At 50.2% G+C, this 23173-nt stretch carries 26 protein-coding genes, 1 tRNA gene and 2 pseudogenes; 10 read left to right on the top strand and 19 right to left on the bottom strand.

The window, feature by feature from the left end; translation table 11 throughout:
* Positions 1-151: 151 nt before the first annotated feature.
* From H3L95_RS10875 to ptsP, 4 genes are all read left to right on the top strand, one after another.
* Positions 152-715: a hypoxanthine-guanine phosphoribosyltransferase gene (locus tag H3L95_RS10875; protein ID WP_003755895.1), complete on the top strand. Its 564-nt coding sequence runs from the start codon at positions 152-154 to the stop codon at positions 713-715.
* A 130-nt stretch (positions 716-845) separates the two neighbouring features.
* A complete protein-coding gene (locus tag H3L95_RS10870; protein WP_003755891.1) occupies positions 846-1283 on the top strand; it encodes a PTS sugar transporter subunit IIA in 438 nt (145 codons plus the stop codon).
* 47 nt (positions 1284-1330) lie between these two features.
* Entirely contained in the window at positions 1331-1600 is a 270-nt protein-coding gene (locus H3L95_RS10865) for an HPr family phosphocarrier protein (protein ID WP_003755888.1), read from the top strand.
* Complete coding sequence (gene ptsP / locus H3L95_RS10860; RefSeq protein ID WP_003755886.1) at positions 1600-3387, top strand: phosphoenolpyruvate--protein phosphotransferase; 1788 nt, start codon at positions 1600-1602, stop codon at positions 3385-3387. The genes H3L95_RS10865 and ptsP overlap by 1 nt, the downstream gene beginning before the upstream one ends.
* A 104-nt stretch (positions 3388-3491) precedes the next feature.
* Here the strand turns inward: ptsP and H3L95_RS14250 are convergent.
* Positions 3492-3554, bottom strand: a pseudogene (locus H3L95_RS14250) (transposase); the annotation flags it as partial.
* A 67-nt stretch (positions 3555-3621) separates the two neighbouring features.
* Entirely contained in the window at positions 3622-4032 is a 411-nt protein-coding gene (locus tag H3L95_RS10855; protein WP_003755882.1) for an Ag473 family lipoprotein, read from the bottom strand.
* A 201-nt stretch (positions 4033-4233) separates the two neighbouring features.
* Here H3L95_RS10855 and H3L95_RS10850 point away from each other — a divergent pair.
* A tRNA-Lys gene (locus H3L95_RS10850) sits at positions 4234-4309 on the top strand.
* A gap of 314 nt (positions 4310-4623) precedes the next feature.
* Here the strand turns inward: H3L95_RS10850 and H3L95_RS10845 are convergent.
* From H3L95_RS10845 to recQ, 9 genes and pseudogenes are all read right to left on the bottom strand, one after another.
* A complete protein-coding gene (locus H3L95_RS10845; protein ID WP_003755876.1) occupies positions 4624-5166 on the bottom strand; it encodes a c-type cytochrome in 543 nt (180 codons plus the stop codon).
* A gap of 394 nt (positions 5167-5560) precedes the next feature.
* Positions 5561-5674, bottom strand: a pseudogene (locus H3L95_RS10840) (IS5/IS1182 family transposase); the annotation flags it as partial.
* Positions 5675-5680: 6 nt separating this feature from the next.
* Positions 5681-5851 (bottom strand): anti-sigma factor family protein, encoded by a 171-nt coding sequence (locus H3L95_RS10835; RefSeq protein WP_003755864.1) that lies wholly within the window; start codon positions 5849-5851, stop codon positions 5681-5683.
* An 18-nt stretch (positions 5852-5869) separates the two neighbouring features.
* The gene (locus H3L95_RS10830; protein ID WP_003755861.1) at positions 5870-6460 is read right to left on the bottom strand and encodes a sigma-70 family RNA polymerase sigma factor; all 591 of its coding nucleotides are present in this window, start codon (positions 6458-6460) and stop codon (positions 5870-5872) included.
* Positions 6461-6763: 303 nt separating this feature from the next.
* Complete coding sequence (locus H3L95_RS10825) at positions 6764-7465, bottom strand: HvfC family RiPP maturation protein (protein ID WP_003755856.1); 702 nt, start codon at positions 7463-7465, stop codon at positions 6764-6766.
* Complete coding sequence (locus H3L95_RS10820; RefSeq protein WP_003755855.1) at positions 7455-8297, bottom strand: HvfB family MNIO-type RiPP peptide maturase; 843 nt, start codon at positions 8295-8297, stop codon at positions 7455-7457. Before H3L95_RS10820 ends, H3L95_RS10825 begins: the two co-directional genes overlap by 11 nt.
* A 107-nt stretch (positions 8298-8404) precedes the next feature.
* Positions 8405-8716 (bottom strand): HvfA family oxazolone/thioamide-modified RiPP metallophore, encoded by a 312-nt coding sequence (locus tag H3L95_RS10815; protein WP_003755853.1) that lies wholly within the window; start codon positions 8714-8716, stop codon positions 8405-8407.
* A gap of 81 nt (positions 8717-8797) precedes the next feature.
* Positions 8798-9253 (bottom strand): HvfX family Cu-binding RiPP maturation protein, encoded by a 456-nt coding sequence (locus H3L95_RS10810; protein WP_003755851.1) that lies wholly within the window; start codon positions 9251-9253, stop codon positions 8798-8800.
* Between the two features lie 167 nt (positions 9254-9420).
* On the bottom strand, positions 9421-11733 hold the full coding sequence (recQ, locus tag H3L95_RS10805; RefSeq protein WP_040667933.1) for a DNA helicase RecQ: 2313 nt from the start codon (positions 11731-11733) through the stop codon (positions 9421-9423).
* 383 nt (positions 11734-12116) lie between these two features.
* Here recQ and H3L95_RS10800 point away from each other — a divergent pair, with 383 nt between their 5' ends.
* Positions 12117-12563 carry a surface-adhesin E family protein gene (locus H3L95_RS10800; RefSeq protein ID WP_003755842.1) on the top strand — a complete coding sequence of 149 codons (447 nt, stop codon included), beginning with the start codon at positions 12117-12119 and terminating at the stop codon, positions 12561-12563.
* Between the two features lie 191 nt (positions 12564-12754).
* On the opposite strand, the gene H3L95_RS10795 is transcribed toward H3L95_RS10800, so the two are convergent.
* Positions 12755-13324 carry an L-threonylcarbamoyladenylate synthase gene (locus H3L95_RS10795; RefSeq protein ID WP_046398794.1) on the bottom strand — a complete coding sequence of 190 codons (570 nt, stop codon included), beginning with the start codon at positions 13322-13324 and terminating at the stop codon, positions 12755-12757.
* Positions 13325-13379: 55 nt separating this feature from the next.
* Complete coding sequence (purD, locus tag H3L95_RS10790; RefSeq protein ID WP_040667932.1) at positions 13380-14651, bottom strand: phosphoribosylamine--glycine ligase; 1272 nt, start codon at positions 14649-14651, stop codon at positions 13380-13382.
* Positions 14652-14809: 158 nt separating this feature from the next.
* On the opposite strand from purD, the gene H3L95_RS10785 reads away from it, so the two are divergent.
* On the top strand, positions 14810-15130 hold the full coding sequence (locus tag H3L95_RS10785) for a DUF4298 domain-containing protein (protein WP_003755833.1): 321 nt from the start codon (positions 14810-14812) through the stop codon (positions 15128-15130).
* A gap of 49 nt (positions 15131-15179) precedes the next feature.
* Here H3L95_RS10785 and H3L95_RS10780 read toward each other — a convergent pair whose 3' ends face one another.
* The 5 genes from H3L95_RS10780 to H3L95_RS10760 form a co-directional block, all read right to left on the bottom strand.
* The gene (locus tag H3L95_RS10780; RefSeq protein WP_003755831.1) at positions 15180-15791 is read right to left on the bottom strand and encodes an IMPACT family protein; all 612 of its coding nucleotides are present in this window, start codon (positions 15789-15791) and stop codon (positions 15180-15182) included.
* 62 nt (positions 15792-15853) lie between these two features.
* A complete protein-coding gene (locus tag H3L95_RS10775; RefSeq protein ID WP_003755830.1) occupies positions 15854-16789 on the bottom strand; it encodes an electron transfer flavoprotein subunit alpha/FixB family protein in 936 nt (311 codons plus the stop codon).
* A gap of 10 nt (positions 16790-16799) precedes the next feature.
* Positions 16800-17549 carry an electron transfer flavoprotein subunit beta/FixA family protein gene (locus tag H3L95_RS10770; protein ID WP_003755829.1) on the bottom strand — a complete coding sequence of 250 codons (750 nt, stop codon included), beginning with the start codon at positions 17547-17549 and terminating at the stop codon, positions 16800-16802.
* 215 nt (positions 17550-17764) lie between these two features.
* Positions 17765-18745 carry a lipopolysaccharide heptosyltransferase I gene (gene waaC / locus H3L95_RS10765; RefSeq protein ID WP_003755827.1) on the bottom strand — a complete coding sequence of 327 codons (981 nt, stop codon included), beginning with the start codon at positions 18743-18745 and terminating at the stop codon, positions 17765-17767.
* Between the two features lie 36 nt (positions 18746-18781).
* The gene (locus tag H3L95_RS10760) at positions 18782-19417 is read right to left on the bottom strand and encodes a nicotinamidase (RefSeq protein ID WP_003755825.1); all 636 of its coding nucleotides are present in this window, start codon (positions 19415-19417) and stop codon (positions 18782-18784) included.
* Positions 19418-19531: 114 nt separating this feature from the next.
* On the opposite strand from H3L95_RS10760, the gene tsaA reads away from it, so the two are divergent.
* The 3 genes from tsaA (at position 19532) to H3L95_RS10745 (ending at position 21544) form a co-directional block, all read left to right on the top strand.
* Positions 19532-20206, top strand: coding sequence for a tRNA (N6-threonylcarbamoyladenosine(37)-N6)-methyltransferase TrmO (tsaA, locus tag H3L95_RS10755; RefSeq protein ID WP_003755823.1), 675 nt, complete (start codon positions 19532-19534; stop codon positions 20204-20206).
* A gap of 366 nt (positions 20207-20572) precedes the next feature.
* Positions 20573-21103, top strand: coding sequence for an outer membrane protein assembly factor BamE (locus tag H3L95_RS10750; RefSeq protein ID WP_003755818.1), 531 nt, complete (start codon positions 20573-20575; stop codon positions 21101-21103).
* A 9-nt stretch (positions 21104-21112) separates the two neighbouring features.
* Positions 21113-21544: a hypothetical protein gene (locus H3L95_RS10745; RefSeq protein ID WP_003755816.1), complete on the top strand. Its 432-nt coding sequence runs from the start codon at positions 21113-21115 to the stop codon at positions 21542-21544.
* Between the two features lie 459 nt (positions 21545-22003).
* On the opposite strand, the gene gap is transcribed toward H3L95_RS10745, so the two are convergent.
* Positions 22004-23008: a type I glyceraldehyde-3-phosphate dehydrogenase gene (gap, locus tag H3L95_RS10740; protein ID WP_003755815.1), complete on the bottom strand. Its 1005-nt coding sequence runs from the start codon at positions 23006-23008 to the stop codon at positions 22004-22006.
* Between the last annotated feature and the right edge of the window lie 165 nt (positions 23009-23173).

The following is a 23173-nucleotide window of genomic DNA, read 5'->3' as shown; positions in this document are numbered from 1 at the left end:
TCGGATTCAAGAATCCGACCTACTGCTACTGCAACTGATAGCTAGGCGGTGTATTGAAAGCGATGGCAAAACCCGCTTCTCTGTTTTCAGACGACCTCAGCCCGTTTTGGGTTTATAATTTCCTTTTTTCCAACTGATTTCCCCGTTTACCATGATCGATTTAGAAACCAAACGCCTTGAAACCCAAGCCATGCTTGATAATGCCGAGCTTTTGTTCGACCAAGACCAATGCCGTGCCGCGCTGCAAAAAGTGGCGGACGAGATTACGCGCGACTTGGGGGATAAATATCCGCTCCTGCTGCCTGTAATGGGCGGGGCGGTGGTGTTTACGGGGCAGTTGCTGCCGCTGTTGCGCTTTCCGTTGGACTTTGATTATGTTCATGTTTCTCGTTACGGCGACAAGCTGGCGGGCGGCGCGTTCAACTGGAAACGGATGCCCGACCCGGAGCAGATTCGGGGCCGTCATGTGGTCGTATTGGACGATATTTTGGACGAGGGACACACGATGTCGGCGATTCAGTCCAAGCTCTTGGAAATGGGCGCGGCGAGCTGCCGTGCGGCCGTGTTTGCCAACAAGTTGATCGACAAGGAAAAACCGACCAAGGCGGATTATGTCGGGCTGGATGTTCCCAACCGCTACGTCTTCGGCTACGGTATGGACGCGGCGGGCTGCTGGCGCAATTTGGGCGAGATTTACGCGCTCAACCAAGGCTGAGACAAGATTAAAAAAGGTCGTCTGAAAACCTTTTCAGACGACCTTTGTGCCACCATATCGCGCTATGTGGCGGGTGAACGGACGATACTTTCGCCCACACCGGCCGAATAAAATCATCAGAGAACACATCATGATCAACCTTTTAATCATTACCCACGAGGCAGTAGGCGAAGCCTATCGCAGCCTGACCCATCATTTCTTCCCGACGGGCATGCCGGAAAACATCCGCATTCTCGGCGTGGAGCCTGACGAAGACCAAAACGACATCATCAACAACGCCATCGCCGCGCTGCAAGAGTTTCCTGAAAACCACGGCGTATTGATTATGACCGACATCTTCGGCGCGACGCCGTGCAACGCTGCCCGCAGGCTGGTTCGCGCGGGCAAATCCGCCATCCTGACCGGACTGAACGCGCCGATGATGATTAAAGCGACCCAATACTCGCCCATGGCGGAAGACCTCGCCGCCTTCACTGAAACGGTCAGGGAGGCCGCCGTCAAAGGCATTTTCGCCATCACCGCCGAACCGGAAGATTTGGTGTGCAAACAGCACGCCGAAGCCGTCTAACCCGACTGACCCGTTTTCAGACGACCCCGCACACCCGAAAGCCGAACATGCAAAAACAACAAATCGAAATCATCAACAAACTCGGACTCCACGCCCGCGCTTCCAGCAAATTCACCCAAACTGCGTCTCAGTTTCAAAGCGAAGTCTGGGTAACGAAAAACGGAAGCCGTGTTAATGGCAAAAGTATCATGGGCTTAATGATGCTCGCCGCCGCCAAAGGCACAATCATCGAGCTGGAAACCGACGGCTTGGACGAAGTCGCCGCTATGAAGGCATTGACCGACTTAATCAATGACTACTTCGGCGAGGGCGAATAATGAGTATCGTGCTGCACGGTGTCGCCGCGGGCAAAGGCATCGCCATCGGACAAGCCCACCTGATTACGCGCGGCACGGCGGAAGTGCCGCAATACGACGTTTCAGACGACCTCATCGACGCCGAAGCCGCCCGTTTCGACGCCGCCATCAAAGCCACACGCAAAGAGTTGGAACAACTGCGCAGCGCGATTCCCGAAAACGCCCCGACCGAATTGGGCGCGTTCATCTCGCTGCACCTCATGCTGCTGACCGACGTTACCCTCTCGCGCGAACCCGTCGATATTTTAAAAGAACAAAAAATCAACGCCGAATGGGCATTGAAACAGCAAAGCGACAAGCTCGCCGCCCAGTTCGACAACATCGAAGACGACTACCTGCGCGAACGCAAACAAGACATGCTGCAAGTCGTCCGCCGCATCCACAACAACCTCGTCGGGCAAAGCAACGACTTAAACCTCAACGAAGGCCTGTTTGAAGACACCATCCTGATCGCCCACGACCTCTCGCCCGCCGACACCGTCCTCTTTAAAGAGCAGCGCATCACCGCCTTCGTTACCGACGTCGGCGGCCCGACCAGCCACACCGCCATCTTAGGCCGCAGCCTCGACATCCCTTCCGTCATCGGGCTGCACAACGCCCGCAGGCTCATTACCGAAAACGAAACCGTCATCGTTGACGGCATCAACGGCGTCCTTATCATCGATCCGGACGAAGTCGTCCTCAACGAATACCGCCGCCTCGCCCGCGAATACCGCCTCCACAAGCGCGAACTCAACAAACTCAAAAAAACCGCCGCCACCACCGCCGACGGCATCAACATCGAGCTGCTCGCCAACATCGAATCTGCCGAAGACATCAAAGCCCTGCACAACTTCGGCGCAGACGGCGTCGGACTCTTCCGCAGCGAATTCCTCTATCTCAACCGCGACACCATGCCGACTGAAGACGAGCAGTACGAAGTGTACAGCGCGATTGTGAAAAAAATGAAAGGCAAAAGCATCACCATCCGCACCGTCGATTTGGGCGTGGACAAAAATCCCCGCTGGTTCGGTCAAAATTCCACCCCCAACGGCAGCCTCAACCCCGCGCTCGGACTCACCGGCATCCGCCTGTGCCTCGCCGAACCGGTCATGTTCCGCACCCAAATGCGCGCCATCCTCCGCGCCGCCGTCCACGGCCCCGTGCGCATGATGTGGCCGATGATTACCTCCTTGTCCGAAGTGCGCCAATGCCTGATCCACCTCGACACTGCCCAACGCCAGCTTACCGAACGCGGCGAAACCTTCGGCACCGTCAGCGTCGGCTGCATGATTGAAATCCCTTCCGCCGCCATGACCGTCGGCAGCATCCTGAAACTGACCGACTTCATCTCCATCGGCACCAACGACCTGATCCAATACATCTTGTCCGTAGACCGCGGCGACGACAGCGTCAGCCACCTCTACCAGCCAGGCCATCCCGCCGTGTTGAAAACCATTCAGCACATCATCCGCACCGCCAACCGCATGGAAAAAAGCGTCTCCATATGCGGCGAAATGGCAGGCGACACCACCTACACGCGGATGCTGCTGGGTATGGGGCTGCGCCGATTCTCCATGAACCCCAACAACCTGCTCCCCGTCAAAAACATCATCCTGCACAGCAACACCGCCCTGCTCGAAACCGAAACCGCCAAAATCCTCCGCAGCGAAGACTCGGAAAAAACCGAAAAGCTGTTGAAATTACTCAACAGCGCGGAACACGAAGAAGAGCGGCAGGAAGAAGACAGCCCGATAGAGCAGGCGTAAACAAGGTTTATATAGTGGATTAACTTTAAACCATTACGGCGTTGCCTCGCCTTAGCTCAAAGAGAACGATTCTCTAAGGTGCTGAAGCACCAAGTGAATCGGTTCCGTACTATCTGTACTGTCTGCGGCTTCGTCGCCTTGTCCTGATTTAAAGTTAATCCACTATATAAACCAAAAGGTCGTCTGAAAACCAACTTCGGTTTTCAGACGACCTTTTTATGTCAGCACGACAAATTATTTAGCAGCGTCTTTCATTTTGTCCGCAGCTTCTTGAGTCGCATCAGCAGCTTTGTTCAAAGAATCTTTGGCTGCATCGGTAGCCGCTTCTTTGGCTTTACCGGCCGCTTCTTTAGTTTCGGTAACGGCTTTATCTGCCGCTTCTTTTACATCGGTAGCCGCTTTGTCGGCAGCTTCTTTAGTTTCAGTCATGGCTTTATCGGCAGTTTCTTTTGCATCAGCCGCAGCGTCTTTGACTTTGTCTTTCGCTTCTTGAGCGGCAGAGGCAGCAGAATCAGCGGCAGAAGCTGCAGTGTTTTTAACATCGGACGCAACGGCTTGTGCCGCTTCCTTAGTCTCTTGCTTGGTCTCTTGGGAACAAGCCGCCAAAGCAGCCGCCATCATTGCGGCAATCAGTAATTTTTTCATGTCCTATCCTTCTTGAATTTTTGGTTAAGATTTTGGTTAAAATGCTGTTTTATATAAACAGCTCGAAAAATTGTAACACATATCATGTTAATAATCTCTTCTATATGACGATAAACAGTGCTTTAAGTTCTATTTTGTTCCGAAAAAATACAGAAAAACATTGACACTGTTCATCTGTTTCTATAAAATTCACAGCTTATCGGGTCGTTAGCTCAGTCGGTAGAGCAGCGGACTTTTAATCCGTTGGTCGAGCGTTCGAATCGCTCACGACCCACCAAATTTAAAAAGCTGAGTTGAAAAACTCAGCTTTTTTATTGCCTTTCTGCCTTAGTTCTAACATTCAGACCGCGCCATCGTTAATCAAAGATCAGGTCGTCTGAAAACAGGATGATGTTTCAGACGAGCTTCCCTCAACTTCCTGTGTAGTGGTCGAAGTCAGTTTGAATCAAGACAAGGCAAAGCAACACCGCATTGATTTCAGCTTAATCTTATACCGTTTCCCATCAAAGCAAATCCGAACCGTCTCGACGCTTGGCTGTTTTCCCATAAAAAAACGCACCTTGTAATAAGGTGCGTTTTGATTTGTACGGCTTAGAATTTGGCGCCGGATTGGTTTGCCATATAGTCAGCCGCCGCTTTGACTTCGTCGTCGCTCAGGTTGGTATTGCCGCCTTTTGCCGGCATGCTGTTGAAGCCTTCAAGTGCATGCTTATGCAGGGTTTCTTTGCCTTGTTTGATGCGCGGAGCCCAATCATCATTTTTACCGACGACCGGAGCGCCCGGGATGGTACCGCCGTGGCACATTTTACAGTTGGCTTCGAAAACGGCTTTGCCGTCCACTTTGGCGGACGAGGCATCTTTTTTCTCATCGGCAGGCGCAGCTTCTGTTTTTTCTGCCGGTTTGGCTTCAGAGGCAGGAGCTTCTTTTACTTCTGATGCGGCTTTGGCGGCAGTATCTTCTACTTTGCTCGCCGCTGCTTGAGCGGAAGATGCAGCAGCATCGGTAGCAGAAGCCGCAGCGTCTTTAACCTCGGAAGCTACGGCAGAAGCCGCTTCCTTAGTTTCCTGCTTGGCTTCTTGGGAACAAGCCGACAAAGCGGCCATCATCATCGCAGCAATTAGTAATTTGTTCATGTTCTATCCTTCTTAAATTTTTTAGTTAAGGTACTGTTTTATAAAACAGCTGAAAAAATTCTAACACACATCATTTTCATGTTCCCGCCAATGTAGTGGGTTGTAGTAACAAATATTGGCATAAGTCATATTTTGTTCTGAAAAAAGGCAGAAAATGTTGACACCTACGCAATCATTCCTTATAGCCTCCAGCTTATTGGACGGTTTGAACCTTGTTTGCCATGCCTTTAAATCCGCCCGAATCCTGCCCAATTTCAAAATCCTGGCTTAAAAAGCCGGCTTTTTATGGGCGCGCCATTTCATCCCAACTCATGCTCAAACCAATCAATCCCTATTTTCTTTCATGCAAAAAGGTCGTCTGAAACTCTACATCAGGTTTCAGACGACCTTTTTATAGTGGATTAACTTTAAACCAGTACGTCGTTGCCTCGCCCTGTCGTACTATCTGTACTGTCTGCGGCTTCGTCGCCTTGTCCTGATTTAAATTTAATCCACTATACCTTATCCGCCAGCCTCAAAACATCTTTTTCATGGCTTTATGAATAAGATCGAGTTGTTTTTTATATTCGCGGCAATGGGGGCATATCAGCAGGTGGCTGCCCAGAAAAACGCGTTCGGGAACGGTCAGGCGGGTTTCGTCCTGTTTTTTGGAGAGCAGGTAGGCGGTTTTGCGGCATTTGTTCATCGTGTTTTCCTAACGGGCTTAACCGGCATGTTCTGCATTGCCGAACCATTTGATTTGCAGGCATTGGCGCAGGGTTTCGCGGGCGCGGTGCATGATGGTGTGGTAGTTGGACATACTGATGCCGCATTGCTCGCGGATTTCGTCGGATGAGAAGCCGAGGATTTCTTTCATGGTAAACACGCGGGCGGTGTTTTCGGGCATTTGGTAGAGGCAGGTTTGCAGGATTTCACGAAACTCTTTGTTATCCAACGTTTTTTCGGGCGAGGCCCAAGTTTGCGGATGGCCGTCCGCCGTCCAATGCCCATCTGATGCAAACCGTTCTTCAAAGGCTTCGTCCAACATTTCTTCCGCAGGCGTGGCGAATACTTCGCGCTGCCGTCTGATCTGGCGCAGGCAGTCGGTGATTTTGTTTTTCAGAATGGCAAACAACCAGCTGCCCACTTGTGCATCTCCTTTGAAACCTTCGGCAGCGCGATAGGCGGAAAGCATGGTTTCCTGCACAAGGTCTTCCGCCAAATCGGGGCGGTCGGGCAACTGGATGCGGGCGAAACGCAGGAGCAGCTTGCGGGATTCGGCAAGCTCGGCGTCGGTCAATTCGGGTAGGGACATAATGTATCAGCATTGAATGAATTATGGCTGTGAACTTCTGATTTTACGCTGATACTGAGCATTCGTGTCATCAAATACATAAATGATTGACGTCATTTTTTTGTTTCTCAGTAACTGGTTACGCGTTTTCAGACGACCTGCCAAGCCTTTTCATCGGTCTTTACCCCCAATATAAAAAAGGTCGTCTGAAAACAGTAAAGGCCGCCGACATTTCGATTTATTCCTGTCTCTGCCCTTTCCTTCGGGAAGGGGGGGATAGTGCCTTTATAGGAATTTTCTGCTCACTACGTCAATTCGATCATTTCAGACGACCTCGGCTGATGTGGCAACCAAAATGCCTTGTTCCAGCCAATCTGCCCATTTTTGCCTTAATGCGTCCTGCCAGCCGCTTTCAGACGACATGAACTCTGCCAGCATGGTTTGCAGGCCGTTCAGGGAGGTGGGCGTGTCTGCCAGCGTTTCCAGCAATAATGCGTCGAAATCGTCGAGGATTTGGTACATCACGTCGTCTTCACTGTCTCGCCACACCAAAACAGCGGTTTCTGCCGCCTGCAATTCGTCGGTAACGTCGTAGTGGTAGCAGCGCACGAAGGCAGCGGGAGAAAGGGTGTACGCCAAATCGTCTGAATCGGCGGGCGAGGCTTGGTTGTCGGTTTGGGCGACTTCGGCGAGCAGTTGGGTGTGTTCGAAGTCCATCAGTGCCAAGAGGTCGTCTGAAAGCGGCAGGCTTTGGCAGTATTGGAGGAATTCGCCGGCGATTTCTTGGAAATAGGGGGTTTGGGCGCGCGCGTCTCGGATGAAGTCTTCTTTCAGACGACCCCATTCTCCGCTGTCGAGATATTGCGGCGTTTCGGTATAACAGCGGTCGATGAAGCTGTGGATATTGTTGCGTATCAGGCGGATATAGACGTTCAAGCGGTCTTGCGGCAGTCCGTCGGCGGCTTCGCCTTCGCGTATGGCTTGGGCAAAGCGTTGTTGATATTGGGCGGAGGTTTCAGGCTGCACGGCGGTATTCCTTTCCGGCGCGCGTTTGATATTCGGCGATTTTGGCGACTTCGGCTTCGAGTTCGGCAAAAGGGGGGAAATTGAAATCGCGTTCCAACAGGGTGGGCGGGATGGTCGGCAACTTGGTGTAGGCGAGTTCAAGTAAGTCCCAAACGGTCGGTAAAACCGCCGCGCCGTGGGTATCAATCAATAATTCGGGCGTTTCGACATCGTGTCCGGCGATGTGGATGTAACACACGCGCCCTGCGTCAACGTTTTCTAAAAAAGCCTCTGGCGACAACAGTCCGTGATTGACGGCGTTGACGTAGATATTGTTCACATCGAGATGAATGCCGCAGTCGGCCTCGCGTGCAACGGCGTTGAGGAACTCGACTTCGTTCATCTCGGCAAGCGGGGAATGCAGGTAGTAGGAAGTGTTTTCTACGGCGATGCGGCAGCCCAATCGGTCTTGCACTTCTCGGATACGCCGCGCGGTATGCCGCACCATTTCTTCGGTGAAGGGCAGCGGCAACAGGTCGTAGAGATGACCGCCGTCGTGGCAGTAGCTCAAATGGTCGGAGAAAAACGTGCAATCGTAACGGCGCATCATTTCTTTGATTCCGTCTATCAAGGCGGTATCCAGCGGGGCTTGTCCGCCCAGCGACATGGATAATCCGTGCAACGCCAGCGGCAGCCGTTCCGCCACGCGGTCAAACTGTTTGCGCGCTCTGCCGCCCATTTTCAGCCAGTTTTCGGGTGCGGCTTCGATAAAGTGTATCGGGCTGTCGTCTGAAAGCGAGAGGAAGTCTTCCGCCAAGTCGCGGCGGTAGCCTAAGCCTGCGTGTTGAATCATGATGTTGCTCCGTTTTGGATGGTGTTCCGACGGTTTTGGTACGAAATTGCTGTCAAAATCAGATAAAAAGCCGCATTTATCAATAAAATGCGGCTTTTTGTTCTAAATTATTTAGAACCGCATTTACCTTCGCCGCATTTGCCTTCAACTGCTTTAGCTTTGGCTTTTGCTGCTTTGGCGTTTTTAGCGGGGGCTTTTTTCACGGTTGAACCGCATTTACCCTCGCCACATTTGCCTTCGCCTGCTTTAGGAGCAGCGGCACCGCATGAACCTTCAGCAGCTTTAGCCGCACCGCAAGAGCCTTGGGCAGATTTTTGAACGCCTGCTTTGCTGCTTACCGGTTTGTCAGCGGCAACAACGCCGGCAGCCAAAGACAAAGACAAAGCACCTGCAAGGGCAGCGGCTACATTTTTTTTCATATTGATTTCCTTTTTAAAGTATCAAGTTAAACAGATTAAGAATTTGAGTTGGCGCGTTTAAAGTCCGCTCCACGACCTTTTTTATTGATTTCCGACGCGGCATTTCGGGCAGAAGCGTTTTTTCAACAGCGCATCCATCGATAAACAGCCCGCGCCTTGAAGCAGAATCGGGATTAAAACCACGATATAAATCAAAGCCATTTTATAGCCGTTGTCGCAAACATTATAACCCGCACCCGCATGGACTGCCGCCCATGCTACCCCCGTTACAATGATTAATCCTAAGGCAGACAGACGGGTTGCCAATCCTAAAAGCAGCAAAACCGGAAAAACCAGCTCCGCCCACATCGCCAAGTTCCAATTTACGCTGTCGGGCAGCAGATAAAACGGAAAGGGGAATTGGTCGTTGATTTCGGCAAACCAGTTTTCGCCGTTCCATTTCTGCATGCCTGATTCCCAAAATTCGTAAGCGGCAAAAAGGCGCAAAACCAATAAACCTAAAGCTGATTGCCACGAGGCTGTCGTATTCATTTTCATGATAACCGTTTCATAAAATCATTTCATGCCCGATTAGACGCGGCAGTCTGAAAATGCTTACAAGCGAATTGAAAAAATTTTGTTTGTTATTGTTTTATAATGATATTAATATTCAGAAGGTCGTCTGAAAACCTTTATACAGGGTTTTCAGACGACCTTTTTGATTGTCAGTCCGCCGTGCAGATTTCTATGATTTCTTCGCCGTATTGGTCCAACCATTCCCCGCTCACGCCCTCTATTTTAGAAAGTGCTGTCAAAGTTTGCGGTCGGGCTTTGGCGATGGCGCGTAAAGTCTGTTTTTTGGCGACGTCGTGCATCTCTCCACCTTCATATCGGGCGGTATCGAGACACCATTGGAACAGGCGGCGGGCGAGATGGCGTTCTGCCTGTTTCGGCTCGGAAAGCCCGTCTGCGTAGGGGCGGCAGATGTCGAGTATTGCCTGCCCGTATTGGGCAATTCTTTCGCTGCCGATGCCGTAGATACCGAGCAAGTCGGCTTCTTCGGCGGGCGTGAAGACGACAAGGTCGGTCAGACTGATGTTGGAAAGGACTTTGCCCAAGGCGCATTGTTTGGCGGCTGCCTGCTCGGCACGCCAAGTTTCAAGCTTTTGCTGTAATTGCTGTTCGCGCTCGGTTTGGGGGGTGAATAGGGGTTCTTCGTTGCCCGTTTGTCCGCTTTGGTTTTCGGCTGCGTTCCCGCAGACATTGAGGATGTCGATGCCGAATTTGTTGATTTTCGCCTCACCCAAACCGTAGATTTGGTGCAAATCTTCAAGTGTTTGCGGCATTTTTTCGACGATGTCGCGCAGGGTTTTGTCGCCGCAGACGACATAGGCGGGGACTTCTTCGGCATGGGCGCGCTGCTGCCGCCAATGCCGCAATGCCTGCCAGAGGCGTTCTTCGCGTTCGGTACGCAGCCAGTTGTCTTTGGGCTTTTGAGTGGCGGCTTTTTCGCGGCGCAACGGGCGCAACATGACTTCGGTTTCGCCTTTGAGGACTTTTTTTGCGGCTTCGGTCAGTTGCAATGCCTGATATTGGGCGACGTTGACGGTGAGGTAGCCGAGGCTGATGCATTGGCGGATGACGCTGCGCCATTCTTTGTCGGTTTGCCCGCTGCCGATGCCGAAGGTGGAGAGTTTGTCGTGGCCGTTGCGCCGTATCCAGTCGTCGCTTTTACCGCGCAGCAGGTTGATGATATAGCCGGCAGCAAAGCGTTGTCCGGCGCGATACACGCAACTGAGGAGCTTTTGTACGAGGACGGTGCCGTCGAAGCGTACGGGCGGATGCAGGCAGTTGTCGCAATGGCCGCAAGGGGCGGATTCTTCGCCGAAATGTTTGAGCAGGAGAACGCGGCGGCAGGCGGCAGTTTCGCAGACGGAAAGCATGGCATCGAGCTTTTGCATTTCGATTTGTTTCTGCACTTCGTCGCTGTTGCCTTCGGCGATACGTTCGCGCAGCAATACCCAATCGTTCAGACCGTAACACAGCCAACTCACGGCAGGCAGCCCGTCCCGCCCGGCGCGGCCAGATTCTTGGTAGAAATGTTCGACGCTTTGGGGCATATCGAGATGGGCGACGAAGCGCACGTCCGGTTTGTCTATGCCCATACCGAAGGCAACGGTGGCGACGACGATAATGTTGTCTTCGCGGGTAAAACGGCGTTGGTTTGCTTCGCGCACTTCCATGCTCAGGCCGGCATGGTAGGGAATCGCATCCAATCCGTTTTCGCAGAGGAATTGGGCGATGTCTTCGACTTTTTTGCGGCTGAGGCAATAGACGATGCCGCTTTGCCCTTCCATTTCTTTGCGGATGAAGTCGAGAAGCTGCTTTTTGCCGTTGTTTTTTTCGATAACCTGATAATAGATATTCGGGCGGTCAAAGCTGGAGATGAATTCGGGCGCGTCTTCGAGATGGAGGAAATGTTTGATGTCGGCGCGGGTCGCTGCATCGGCAGTCGCAGTCAGAGCAATGCGCGGCACTTGTGGATAGCGTTCGGCAAGCAGCCCTAATTGCTGGTATTCGGGGCGGAAATCGTGCCCCCATTGGCTGACGCAATGCGCTTCGTCTATGGCGAAAAGGCTGATGGTTTGCTGATCGAGAAAACGCAGGAAACGGTCGGTAACGAGCCGCTCCGGTGCGACGTAGAGCAGTTTCAGACGACCTTGGGCGAGTTTGTCCGCCACCTCGCGGGCTTCTTCCACCGTTGTACTGCTGTTGACCGCTGCTGCTTCTATGCCTGCGGCGTGCAGGCTCGCCACTTGGTCATTCATCAGGGCGATCAGCGGCGAAACGACGATGGCGACACCTTCGCGCATCAGCGCGGGAATTTGGTAACACAACGACTTGCCCCCACCCGTCGGCATCAATACCAGCAGGCTTCCGCCGCCTGTCAATGTATTGACGACAGCCTCCTGCTTGCCGCGAAATTCGGGATAGCCGAATACTTCGTGCAAAATCTGTTGGGCGGAAGGCTGGGGCATGATGATTCCGTAGGGAGGGAAAAGCGTTATTTTAGCGGGTTTAGACACTGCCTGCATGGGGGATATTTGAGTTATCCGCATGGGGTCGTCTGAAAACGGATTATGCTTGGTTGGGTATCGTGGATTGATTTGTGATTGGACAAGATGGCGGAACTGCCGACAATACGGGTGTAGGAAACTGGTTTACCCAATGCGTTACCGTTCTCTTTAATCTCCGGCAAAGCGGCGGCATACCGGTTTCCAGTCAATCGGCTAGAAAACCTGTTTTCAGACGACCTTTTCATTTTTTGGCGGTTTTAAGACTTTGCAAAGCCGATTTACTGCCCCGCCGTCTTCGCGCATAATACGGCAGTCTAATAATTTATCCTAAGCAACCGAAACTTATGAACATCAAACACTTTTCCCTTATTTCGACTTTATCGGCAGCCCTGCTCCTGAGCGCCTGTCAAACGACTACGACCACAAGCGGCGGCGTCAGCGGCAACTGGGACAACATTGGCACGATTTCCGACGGCAATATCAAAGTGGCGATTGATAAAAACAGCATCAAGAAAAACGGTACTTTGGTCACTTTCCGCGATAGAAAAACCGTATCGAAGATGAAAGAAGAACGTTTCGTCAACACGCCTGCCTACAAAACCGCCATCGGCGACTGGGAAATCCATTGCACCAACAAAACCTACCGCCTGACTGCTTTGCAGCTTCTTGACGAACACGGCAAAGAAATTTCCAAACACAGCTACACCGCGACAAATATCCGCCCGATGAGCGTGATGAACGGTACGATTACCGAAAAACAATTTGAAGCCGTATGCGGCAGCAAGCTCTAATACTCAACTTATCTACATACTTATCCACAAGATAGTCAAATCAAAAGGTCGTCTGAAAACCATGAATATGGGGATTCAGACGACCTTTTTGGTTTTTTTGAGAAAGTTATATTCAGGATTATCCACATTTTCTCAAATAAGCAGTTTATCGGTTCAAACCACAATTCCTAATCATCCCATCCATCCGATTTCTAACGCAAACGGACGCCTGTTTCCCCATCAATAATCTGGCTAGGCGACTTTTGTTTGCCGATTAAACCGCCAACTACCCATACATCCCTTCCAAACTGCCTTCTCACTTCCCGCTCCGTCTTACACGCGCGTTTGCCTGCGCGGTTGCACGAAGTTGAGACCAAAGACGTTTTCAAAGCCCGACACAAGCGGCGCGCACCTGCATGGGCAGGAACCCTGACCGCCAGTTTGCTGCGTCCTTTTCCGCGCAATGCGGGTAAAACGTCAGCAGCCGCAGGAAGCAGAAAGGTTTTGGGCGCAGGCCATTCGTTTCTGAGCATGGTTTGAATGTTTTCAGACGACCTTTTAAGTAGGGGCTGTAATTGCTCCAATTGGTTGCCAATGACAATCATACCTTTATGTTGCGGTCTTTTTTTCAGATGAATCAGTCGGTTGAGCGCTTTAGGCAAGGTCGGGATACAGCCTATGCCGTAGCAGGACTCGGTAGGATAGGCGACCAAGCCGCCTTTTTTAAGATGGGATTGCAGCTTGCGAAGCGTCGAAGCTGAAAGGATTCTGGGGAATAGCATGATAGGGAAGGTCGTCTGAAACACAATCATGTTTTCAGACGACCTGTTTCTTTGATTAACGGTTGATTGCTTTGTCAGCAATGTCTTTACGGTATTGCATACCGTCGAAGCTGATTTTTTCCAATGCGCTATACGCCTTGGCTTTGGCTTTCGCCACATCGTCGCCCAATCCTACGACACACAATACGCGGCCACCGTTGGTCAATACGTCGCCTTTCTCGTTTGCCGTTGTGCCTGCATGGAAAACTTTGCCGATTTGGTTGGCAGCATCCAGACCGGAAATAACATCGCCTTTTTTAGGCGTTTCGGGGTAATTTTTCGCCGCCAGCACCACGCCTACGGCAGTTTGCGGGTTCCATTCCGCAGTTACGCTATCGAGTTTGCCGTCTATTGCCGCTTCAACCAAATCCGACAAGTCGCTGTTCAGACGACTCATAATCGGTTGAGTTTCGGGATCGCCAAAACGGCAGTTAAACTCAATCGTATAGGGTGCGCCGCTTTGATCAATCATCAAACCTGCGTACAGGAAGCCGGTAAACTCATGCCCTTCCGCTTTCATACCCGCTACGGTCGGCAAAATAATCTCGTTCATCGCGCGCTCGTACACGGCAGGCGTTACCACAGGTGCGGGACTGTACGCGCCCATACCGCCCGTATTCGGGCCTTTGTCGCCGTCTAAAAGACGCTTGTGGTCTTGGCTGGTCGCCATAGGCAATACATGATTGCCATCGACCATGACGATAAAGCTCGCTTCTTCGCCTTGCAGGAAATCTTCGATCACAACGCGCGCGCCGGCATTGCCCATTTTGTTGCCCAGCAGCATATCGTCAATCGCAGCATGCGCTTCATCCAAAGTCATTGCCACAATCACGCCTTTACCTGCCGCCAAACCATCGGCTTTGATGACGATGGGCGCACCTTTCTGATTGACGTAATCATGTGCAGCATCGGCATTTTCAAAGGTTTGATATTGCGCGGTTGGAATGTTGTATTTCGCCATAAATGCTTTGGCGAAATCTTTAGAACTTTCCAACTGCGCCGCATATTGTGTCGGACCAAATATTTTCAGCCCTGCGGCACGGAAATCATCCACAATACCCGCCGCCAAAGGCGCTTCAGGGCCGACGACGGTAAAAGCAATATTTTCTTTACGGCAGAATTCAATCAAATCCTGATGCGCAGTCAAGGCGATATTTTGCAACTTGGGTTCAATCGCCGTACCGGCATTACCGGGCGCAACAAATACTGTTTTCACTTTAGGCGACTGCGCCAATTTCCAAGCCAGCGCGTGTTCGCGACCGCCATTACCGATAACCAGCAGTTTCATGCCATCTCCTTGACAAATATGTACTTTTAACGAAAACTCGATACAAGGGGACTTTTGTCCCATTTGAAGAAATTTTAGTGGAATCAAACAAAAGACCGCTTCATTCCACTCTGCAACCTATTTGACTTATCCACAAAATTAAAAAAGGACAAGCAACCATGCAAAAACGTATTGATGAAATCCAAAGCAAATACCGCGAATGGTGTCATCTACTACCGCAATTGGAAGAAGACATCCGGCGTTGGAAACATGCCGTCACTTTGATTCGCGATATGGACAATTTTTATACCCACGAGTATCAGGCCTGCCATCAAGCCATTGAGGACGGGGCAGAACTGGATTTGAGTACAGAAGGCGAATACAGCATTATGAGTGAAGATGCGTTATGGAACGCGCTGGGCGAATTCCATCAATTAGCCTGGCTATATTTGCGCTCTAGCATTGATGCCTTAGACAGATATACACAAGAAGATTTATGAGAGAAGAGGTCGTCTGAAATACCATCACAAAGCATTTCAGACGACCTTTTCATTCAAAAGGCTTTTCCGTATTTACTTCAATCTGCCGAGTATTCTTCCAAGCCGAAACACAGGCCTCATAATTTGCCAACGACAAACTTACCGTTAATCGGCAATCCAACTGTAAATCCTGCTCCAATATATCTGCCTGATATTGTTTAGCGATTCGTATCGCTTCATTCAAAAACGGATATTCACATTTCAGCCAAACAGTTTTTTCAATATTCTTTTCAACCACTTCCGCAACTGCAAATGCTTGAGCCGTTGCCTCTTTATACGCATGTATCAGACCGGGAACACCTAATAAAGTACCGCCGAAATAGCGGACGACCACAACCAAAACATCGGTTACGCCCACCGAATCAATCTGCCCTAAAATCGGCCGACCCGCGCTTCCTGACGGCTCTCCATCATCGTTGGCACGAAATTGCATACCATCTACGCCCAGACGATAGGCATAGCACCAATGCCGCGCCTTATGGTGTTCTTCCTTTAACGGATCGAGATATTTTTTCACATCAGCCAATGCTCGAATCGGATAGGCAAATGCAATAAAACGGCTGCCTTTATCTTTAAACTCAGCCTGCGTCGGAGAAATAATGGTTTTATAAGTCGTAATCATGCTGAAATGTTTTCAGACGACCTCATTAATAACAAGGTCGTCTGAACGTTTCACGTGAAACATCAATTTTTCAATGCTTCTGTTAATTGCGGGACGATTTCAAATAAATCGCCAACCAATCCGTAATCGGCCACATTGAAAATCGGCGCATCAGCATCTTTGTTGATTGCGACAATGACTTTGCTGTCCTGCATACCAGCAACATGTTGAATCGCACCTGAAATACCGATTGCAAAATAGAGCTGAGGTGCAACTACTTTACCGGTTTGTCCGACTTGCACGTCATTTGGCGCATATTCGGCATCAACTGCCGCACGGGATGCACCGATTGCCGCACCTAAAACATCTGCCAGCGGTGTCAGCACTTCATTGAATTTTTCCGCACTACCCAACGCACGGCCACCGGAGACAATGACTTTTGCCTGAGTCAACTCAGGACGATCGGAATGGGAAAGCTGACGATTCACAAAACGGCTCAGGTTTTGAGCAGGGGTCGCTTCAACATTGATTGCCTCAGCATGACCACCTTGCGCCGGAGCTGCGTCAAAAGCTGTTGCACGGAAGGTCAGCACCAATTTCTCTGAATCGGCTTGCACGGTTTCAAATGCATTACCCGCATAAATCGGACGCACAAAAGTCGTGTTATCCACAATCTCGGTCAAATCAGAAATTTGCGGCACATCTAATAATGCGGCTACGCGGGGCAGAAGGTTTTTACCGAATGTGGTTGCCGTTGCTGAAACATAGCGGTAATCCGCTGCCAATTTGACAACCAGCGGAGCCAGTTCTTCAGCCAAACCTTCGGCATAATGGGCAGCATCCGCAACCAAAACTTTTTCCACACCCTCTACTTGTTTTGCGGATTCCACTACGGCCGATGCGCCGTTTCCGACAACCAATAAATCGACTTTACCCAGTTTGGCAGCAGCGGTAACGGCATGCAAAGTGGCAGGATTCAACTGTTTGTTGTCGTGTTCAGCAATAATCAATACGCTCATTTCAGTCTCCTCAAATCACTTTGGCTTCGTTTTTCAATTTTTCAACCAATTCGGCAACGCTTGCTACTTTTACGCCTGCCTGACGCGCTTTAGGTTCGGCAAATTTCACCGTTTTCAGACGAGGTGAAATATCCGCAACCAAATCAGCAGGAGTCAGTTTTTCCAAAGGTTTTTTCTTTGCCGTCATAATATTGGGGAGTTTGACAAAGCGCGGCTCGTTCAAACGCAAATCCGCACTGATAACAGCAGGCAGTTTCAATGCTAGGGTTTCTTCGCCGCCATCAATTTCGCGCACAATCTGCACTTCGTCGCCTTCAATTTGTACTTTGGACGCGAACGTACCTTGCGCCGCATTCAGCAAAGCAGCCAGCATTTGCGCCACTTGGTTGGCATCGTCATCAATCGCTTGTTTGCCCAAAAAGAAAATTTGTGGATTTTCTTTGTCCGCAACGGCTTTCAGCAGCTTGGCAACGGCCAGCGGCTCCAATTTAGTATCGGTTTCAACATGAATTGCACGGTCGGCACCCATCGCCAAAGCTGTACGCAACGTTTCTTCGCATTTCTTTTCGCCCAAAGAAACCGCTACGATTTCGCTTACTTTTCCGGCTTCTTTCAAACGGACGGCTTCTTCCACAGCGATTTCGTCAAACGGATTCATCGACATTTTGACATTGCCGATATCCACATCCGAACCATCGGCTTTTACACGAACTTTGACGTTGTAGTCCACTACGCGCTTTACTGCGACCAGTGCTTTCATTGAATTCTCCTAAAAAGAACGTTGCTTTCACCATACAGCGAAACCAAACCTTCTTCTCTATAAAATCAAATCCGTTTTTTCTTAAAAACGAATTCATTCAGAAATCTTTCAGATAATGATTGCCGATTATACCATTTTTAAAGCATTTACTCAGGCTGAAGGATATACATTCCTGTACTCAACAAACTGGAAAATGTCATGCCGCTATATCAGTTTCAGACGACCTTTGAGCCTTCATCAGCAGCCACACAATCCATCAACGTTTGATAAACCAAATCTGCAGTCGGAATTTGCCCGATATTGCCCAAATTTTTTGCAATTGGCGAAACCTGAACGCCTGTTTTAATCGGATCGGTATCGGTATAAATGCCGACCACAGGTTTTTCCAAGGCATTTGCCAAATGCAGCAAACCGGTATCCACGCCGACAATTCCGACCGCGTGTTTCAGCAGATACGCTGCCTGCAATAAATTCATTTTGTCGCACACGATGGCAAAAGGCAGTCCGTCTGCAATCTGTTCGGCACGCGTTTTTTCAGTTTCATTTCCCCATGGCAGGTAAACGTTGCATTGTTGCTCTTCATTCAGCTTTTGCAGCAACGCCCGCCAGTTTTCCACAGGCCATAACTTACTGTCCCGGCTGGTCGCGTGCAAAGCCGCATAATACGGCTGCTCCAAATTTTTCAGACGACCTGCTTCAGGAACGGTCAAGCCGAATACCTGCGTTTCCGGCATTACATACCCAAATACTTGGGCGAACAGCTCACGATTGCGCCAAACAGCATTTTTCCCTTTCGGTACGGCGTATGTTTTCGCATACGCCAACGCGGCCAACCCCTCACGCGCGCTGTTTTTATCTAAACCATAAATAGGGGATTTTGCCATTTTGGCGAAACACGCACTTTTAATCAGACCTTGACTGTCCAATACAAAATCAAATACTTCCTGCCGCAAAGCCTGTTTCAGACGACCTATTTCCCGCCAAGTTTCTGCTTGAAAAAGATGTTTGCGCCATTGCCGCCATCTCATCACATGGATTTTTTTCACAAACGGATGCAGGCGCGCAATATCCGCAAATCCGGCTTCACACAGCCAATGCAGTTCTACATCAGGGCATTGTCGCGCCAAATCTTCGATTGCGGGCAAAGTGTGAATTAAATCGCCCATACTGGACAAGCGGACAAGCAAAATTTTCATATTTAGGAAGGGTGTTTCACGTGAAACAATTTTAACTTATTGATTATTAATATATTTTTTAATTTCTTCAGCGTTTTTTAAGATAATTGCACCAGCAGAACGCATTTCCTGCCATGCCGTTTCGATGGTATCCGGCGCAATGCCCCGACAAGCCGCTTCATTAACGATAACCTGCCAATTGCTACCTTTGAGCAACTGCAAAACCGTTGTTTTAACACAATAATCCGTAGCTAACCCGCCGACAATGACCGTATCCGTATTTTGACAACGCAGCCATTCAATCAGCCCTGTGCTCAGTTTTTCCTCAATATCGTGAAAACACGCACCATAAGGATGCAATTCAGGATCAACGCCTTTCCAAACGCAATAATCGTATTCCTTGGCAGAAGGCAGTCCGTCCAACAATTCATAGCCGCGAGTACCGACCATCGCATGAGCCACCCAAGTCAAATCCGCATCGGGCAAACCTGTCGGCTTTAACATATCAACAGGGTTATCCACAAGCCATTTCGCTGCCGCATGATGCGCATCTTTCGTCATCACGCGCAAATCCGCCAAAGCGGCTTGGGCATTCAACTCTTCGACAATCAAATGCCCCTCGTTTACAGGCAGCTCTTTAGGACACAAAGGCGTAAAAGTTTTTTGTGCATCAACATCAATGGAAACAATCATCTCATCATTTCAAAGCGATTAAAATGCCCTGTATTATAACAAATTACTGCCCAAAAGCGGTAAAACCGGCTGTGATAAGATAACGTTTTTCCGAAAAACTTGTCCACAATCCTCATGACTTACACCATCGTCCCCATCGCTACCGCCCGCTCGCCCTACAAACAGAAATTCGGCGTCGCCCGTCAGCCCGGATTGGTTCCCGCCGCAGAAGTCTGTATCGAGCTGAATCCCGAATTTACCGCAGACAGCGTACGCGGATTGGAACACTTCGACTATGTGTGGATAAGTTTTATCTTTCACGGCGTACTGGATGAAGGATGGGCACAAATGGTGCGCCCGCCACGGCTCGGCGGTAAACAAAAAATGGGCGTATTCGCCACGCGCAGCCCCCACCGCCCCAATCACCTCGGACTGTCGCTCTTAAAACTCGAACGCATCGAAACCGGCAAACCCGTCCGCCTCTATTGTAGCGGCGCAGACCTGCTGGACGGCACACCAATTGTCGACATCAAACCCTACATCCCCTTTGTCGAATCCAAACCCAATGCCTCATCCGGCTTCGTCAGCGGCAAACCCGAAGAGCTTGAAGTCGTATGGCTTGAAAACATCGGCGCAGAAAATTTATCTGCCAGCACCCAAAACCTGATCAGCCAAAGCATAGCCCAAGACCCGCGCCCCGCCTATCAGAATATTCCCGAACGGATTTACGTCATGAATATTGCGGATTATGAAGTCAGGTTTCAAATCGAGGAAAACCGCGCGACGGTTATTGGGATAAGCCTTGTTTAAATTTTTAGTGTCCGCTCCCATTCAAAAAGGTCGTCTGAAAACCGAATTACACGGCGAAATATGGTTTTCAGACGACCTCTTCAAAAAATTGGCATAAAACTTGCATGAAATTCAACCGAGAAATTCACGTTTCACCCAAAATTTGATTAAACATCAAAAGAAACAACCAGTAACGCGATTTTACCCGTGCCAAACACACGCTTGCCTGAAGACGATATACCATTGCTTTCATTTATGTCCGTATGAAATTGTTACAAAGTGACAATAAATGTCAACAGAATGAAAACGGCGGCGCACGGATAACATCGAATCTTGACCATGCAACGGCGGCCTGATTGAAATTGCCGCAACAAAAAAGGATTAACCATGAAAACGTCCCGCATCGCCAAAACCGCCCTTTACCTCGCTGCTGCAGCCGTACTGTCCGCCTGCGCCGGCAAAAGCCACGTTAAAGCCGACGGAACGACGGACAACCCCGTCTTTCCCAAACCCTACTCCGTAACCTTCAACAAAAACCAAGGCACATTCCCTACCGCCGATGAACTCGAACAGATGAAACCGGGTCTGAGCAAAGACGACATCTACAAAATCCTCGGTCGTCCGCACTACGATGAAGGTATGTTCGGCGTGCGCGAATGGAACTACCTCTTCCACTTCCGCACTCCCGGCGTTCCCGCCAATCCTGACATCGGCTCCAACGTAGAAGGCATTACCACCTGCCAATATAAAGTCTTGTTCGACAAACACAAATACGCCCGCAGCTTCCATTGGAAAGCCGTCTTCCCGGAAGATGCCGTCTGCCCACCTGTACAAGAAGTTGCCCCACAACCCGCGCCCGAACCTCAAATCATCATCCGTGAGGTTGCGCCTGAAACACCCCACCGCATCCGCAGATAATAGGAAACCATGTTTAAAAGAATCATCCTCGGCGTATCGCTGCTGGCAGGGCTGAACAGCTTTGCAGCAGCCGATGCCGCCAAAGAATACATGCAACGCAAAAAAGTCATCGTCAACACCGCCAAAGCCGAGCTGTGCTTTGCCGACGATGGCCAGTGCCACCCCGTACTCATCGGTAAAACCACGCCAAAAGGCAAATTCGACATGCAGTTGATGAAGACTTCCAAACCCGGCTACGGCGGCGAAGTCATCGGCTTCAAGCAGGAAAAAGACTTCCTCTTCGCCCTGCACCGCGTTTGGACGCTCAAACCTTCTGAACACCGCATGAAACGCATCGCCTCCGATGTCGTCTCCGACCGCATCATGACCAACGGTTGTATCAACGTAACCGACAAAGTGTACGACAAGTTGCGCAATTACTTCGTTTTGGAAGTGATTTGACGGGCTACTCCGCATAACAAGGATGCAGAAAGGTCGTCTGAAAATCTGAAATGGTTTTCAGACGACCTTTTTATTTAATCAAAGCGAATCTTATTCAATGAACACTTTAGATAAACTAAATCCGTAGCGTGGGCTTTGCCCACGAAACCTACCGTTTAACCATTCGAATGGGGTGGTTGTCCTTGCATTTTATTTCGTGGGCAAAGCCCACGCTACACGTTGCTGCAACGGCAACCTGTCCCTTTCCCCGTCGGACGGGGGAAGGTTAGGATGGGGTGACTTTATGGTTTTGGGTAAAATCAAATTCATGCAACTTGTAGAACTACCTTCTCCCCCAACCCTCTCTCATCTGGTGGGAGAGGGAGTGGATTGCAGATAAAAACAAGGTCGTCTGAAAAAATTTTCAGACGACCTTTTCTCTTACTTATCCACAGACTGGTTTACCCAATCCGAAATTTTTTAGATTTTGCCTGCGAAGTATTCCAAAGTGCGGACGAGTTGGCAGGTGTAGGACATTTCGTTGTCGTACCAGGCAACGGTTTTCACCAGTTGTTTGTCACCTACGGTCATTACGCGGGTTTGGGTGGCGTCAAAAAGCGAGCCGTATTCGATGCCGACAACGTCGGAAGAAACGATTTGATCTTCGGTGTAGCCGTAAGATTCATTGGCGGCAGCTTTCATCGCGGCGTTGATTTCTTCTTTGGTCACGGGGCGTTCGAGGATGGAAACCAATTCGGTCAGCGAGCCGGTGGCAACGGGGACGCGTTGGGCGGAGCCGTCGAGTTTGCCGTTCAATTCGGGGATAACCAGACCGATGGCTTTGGCGGCGCCGGTGCTGTTGGGCACGATGTTGAGCGCGGCGGCGCGGGCGCGGCGCAAATCGCCTTTGCGGTGCGGCGCGTCAAGGGTGTTTTGGTCACCAGTGTAGGCGTGGATGGTGGTCATCAGACCTTCGACTACGCCGAACTCTTTTTGCAGGACTGCCGCCATCGGGGCGAGGCAGTTGGTGGTACAGGAAGCAGCGGAGATGACTGTTTCGCTGCCGTCCAAAATGTCTTGGTTTACGCCATATACGACGGTTTTCACGTCATTGCCGCCGGGCGCGGAAATAACGACTTTGCGCGCACCGGCGCGGATGTGGGCTTCGGCTTTGGTTTTGCTGGTAAAGAAGCCGGTACATTCGAGGACGACGTCTACGCCCAATTCGCCCCAAGGCAATTCTTCAGGATTCGGATTGGCGAAGACTTTGATTTCTTTGCCGTTCACCACGATGGCATCGTCTTTCAATTCGGCAGTACCTTGGAAGCGGCCTTGGGTGCTGTCGTATTTGAAAAGGTGCAGCAGCATATCGGCAGGGGTCAGGTCGTTGACGGCGACGACTTCAATGCCTTTGGCTTTTTCAATTTGACGCAATGCCAGACGGCCGATGCGGCCGAAACCGTTAATCGCTACTTTGATGCTCATTTTGATACTCCTGTCAGTAGGGAAAGGGATGAATTTCAATAAGGGCTATTGTAGCCTGAAATAAAACTACTACCTAGAATTACACGATGCTACTTTTAAAATGTTTGATTTAAATAAAAAAACCGTGAAATAGGTCGTCTGAAAATACAGATTGGTACGGTTTGT

The organism is Neisseria sicca, from assembly GCF_014054945.1.
Classification (GTDB): domain Bacteria; phylum Pseudomonadota; class Gammaproteobacteria; order Burkholderiales; family Neisseriaceae; genus Neisseria; species Neisseria sicca.
This window is presented reverse-complemented; position numbering and strand designations above follow the sequence as displayed.